Genomic DNA, 2849 nt, shown 5'->3' with positions numbered 1-2849 from the left:
GTTGAAGGCCTTGAATTGATCGACGTCCAGCATCAACAACGACAGTGGCCGGCCCGACCGGGTGCTGCGTTTCCATTCGCGCGTGATGTGTTCATCGAACGCGCGGCGGTTTAAAAGTCCCGTCAGGCCGTCGATGGACGCCACTTTCTCGAGTCGCGACTGGGCGGCAAGCGACGCGCGCAGTGCGCGCGCGAACCAGCATGCCGCCAGCATCAGGACAGCGCTCAACGCGAGGATTGCGCCGCCGAGCAGAGCCGAAAGATGGCGCCAGTGGTTCAGGAGCGCGTCGTTCGACAATCCCACCGATACGATCAACGACGTGCCCGGTACGTGCGCGAAAGTGAGCAGGCGTGTCACGCCATCGATTGCGGAGGGGGCGGTAAAGGAACCGTTGGGGTCACGCCTGAATGTCCAGTGGTGCTTGCCGGGCGGCAGGATTCGGCCGATCTGGCGAGCATCGTAGGGTTGGCGCGCCATCAGCGTTCCGTCGCTTTGCAAAATAGTTGCGGTGCCGTTGGCGCCCAGTTCGAGGTGGGAGAGCAAACGTTCGAAGTAGTCGAGCCGGACCGTAAGCATGGCGATGCCCGCGAAACTTCCGTCCGCATGTTCGATACGGCGGCTCATTGCGACGCGCCAGTCGTCGTCTCGGTTGCTCGCGCGGAACGGCCGCGAGATGAACAGTCCCGTATTGACGGCGCGTGCCTGCGCGACGAAGAAATCCTGCTGGGCCAGGTGAGCCGGCGGGGTGTCGTTGCCGTGCGCGATCAGGATCTGGCCGGTTTCATCGATCACGAGCACATCGCCGATAAACGGAACGCTCGTCGTGCGGTCGAACAGCACCTTGTCGCGCAGGGCGGGGGCGAGCGCCATGACGCCTGGCGTCTGGATCCCATCCACCACGGCGCGCAGCGAGAGTCCGTAGATCTCCACATTGCGTGCGATGTCGCGATCGACCACGGTGATCAGGTTGGCGGAGGTTTCGCGGCCGCGAGCGATAGCATCGGCCCGATCCGCCCAGAGCGCGGCGGCACAGAGCGCCAGGATAAGCGCTGCGAGCGCGGCACCTGCCGTAACGATCCCGCGTGGCGAGAAGATCCACCGCTTGATCCGCTGTGCGGCGCTCGGGGCGCGGTGCAGATCTTCGTCGGGTGCGGTACCGTCGGTTGGCATGGGTAAGGAAAGTGGGTGAGTCGGTATTGAACAGAGCATTTTCGCCGTCTGCGCGCTTGAAACGGCGCCGCCTGAATAACCTCGATGTGCCAGATAACGGCAAAAAACGCGGAAACTGCAATCAAAGGGCGCGTTCTTCGGAGGGGCTGGCACGGTTTGGGCGGTGCTGTTAGCTGCAAGTGGGGGACAGCAACGCCCCTCGCTGAACCAGCTTAGAATCCAGACCAAGAGAGGCGGAGCCATCGATGGAGCATGCCTATTTCAAACTACTGCATCTGCTAGCGGGACATGCGTCCTGGGCGCTAACCGTGGTGTTCCTGGCAGCATTTTTCGAATCGATCGCGTTTGTCGGCACGTTCATTCCTGGCAGCTCGGCCATGTTCATCGCGGGGGCGCTGGTCGGAACCGGTTCGCTGAACCTGGGCTGGGTACTCGTTTGTGCAATCGTGGGCGCGGTCGCGGGCGACGCGGCAAGCTACTGGTTCGGCGGCCGTTACAAAGACCGTATCGTGCAGGTCTGGCCGTTCAGGACGCACACGGGCGTATTGGCCGCAGGGACGCGATACTTCGAAAAGCACGGCGCGAAGAGTGTCGTGTTTGCGCGCTTTATCGGACCGTTGCGGGCGATCGTACCCGTGGTCGCCGGCATGCTCGGCATGAGGCCGGGACGGTTTCTCGCCATTAACATTCTTTCCGCGCTGCTATGGGCGCCCGTGCATATTCTTCCGGGCGTCGTCTTCGGCGCCTCTATCGAACTCGCCGGGGCCGTGTCGTTCCGGCTCGTCGTGATCGCAGCAATCCTCGTGGCGCTGACGTGGGTCACGTTCAAACTGGCGAACGTCCTGGCTGCGCACGCGCGCGCCTGGACCAGTTCGTCGCGCTGGAAGCTCCTGAGTTGGGCGGCCACGCACAGGCACAGCACAATGGGGCGCATCGTGTTGCGCGCGTTGAATCCCAATAGTCCCGCGGGCAGCCTGATCGTGGTCATCTCCGTGTTCATGCTGATATCGGCAGGGGTTTTCTTTTCCACCCTCGACGATGTCGCTCGCGGCGGTCCGCTCGTTCAAGTGGACATGTCGACGTACCGGTTCCTGGAGTCGTTCCGCTCGACCTGGGCCGATGCCGTGTTGTCGGTCGTGGCGCTGTTGGGCAGCGTGCCGACGCTGATCGCGCTGGTGATCATGGTGGTCGTGTGGATGGTGGCGGAGCGCCGCCGCCGCAGTGTGGCGTACTGGCTCGTCGCGGTCGTTTTCTCGCAGTTGCTGATGCTGGCGATCCAGGCCACGACGCAAAGCCCGTCGCTGGCCGCGCTGACCTCCGGCGCGCATCCGTTCCCGGGCAACCACCTGGCGGGGACGGTCGTGATCTACGGCTTTCTTGCGTTCCTGCTTGCCCGGCGCGTGGGCCCCGTGCAGAGGGCGCTGGTTGCGACCACGACGATCTTCATCGTCATCGGCATTGCTTGTTCGGGCCTGTATTTCGGGCGCTTCACCATCTCGGACGCCGTCGGCGGCACCGCGCTCGCGCTGATATGGGTCTTTCTCATCGCGTTGAGCGTGGTGTGGCGGCACCCTGGAAAACCGGCGATGCATTCATGGCTGCCCATCGTGGTCCTCTCCGTCGTGAGCGCGAGCGTCGGCTTGCAACTGGTATCGGGATGGGGCCGCGGGGTGGACGAC

General features: G+C 63.7%; 2 protein-coding genes. One reads left to right on the top strand and one right to left on the bottom strand.

What is annotated here, in order from left to right; genetic code table 11:
- On the bottom strand, positions 1 to 1170 hold a 1170-nt coding region (locus WCA53_RS19575), incomplete at its 3' end, for a sensor domain-containing diguanylate cyclase (RefSeq protein ID WP_423914397.1).
- A 245-nt stretch (positions 1171 to 1415) separates the two neighbouring features.
- Here WCA53_RS19575 and WCA53_RS19570 point away from each other — a divergent pair.
- Positions 1416 to 2849: VTT domain-containing protein (locus WCA53_RS19570; protein ID WP_423914394.1), on the top strand; the 1434-nt coding region annotated here is incomplete at its 3' end.

Source organism: Caballeronia sp. (assembly GCF_049581465.1).
Taxonomy (GTDB): Bacteria; Pseudomonadota; Gammaproteobacteria; order Burkholderiales; family Burkholderiaceae; genus Caballeronia.
The sequence above is the reverse complement of the archived record's forward strand: the minus strand, read 5'-3'. Positions and strand labels throughout refer to the sequence as shown.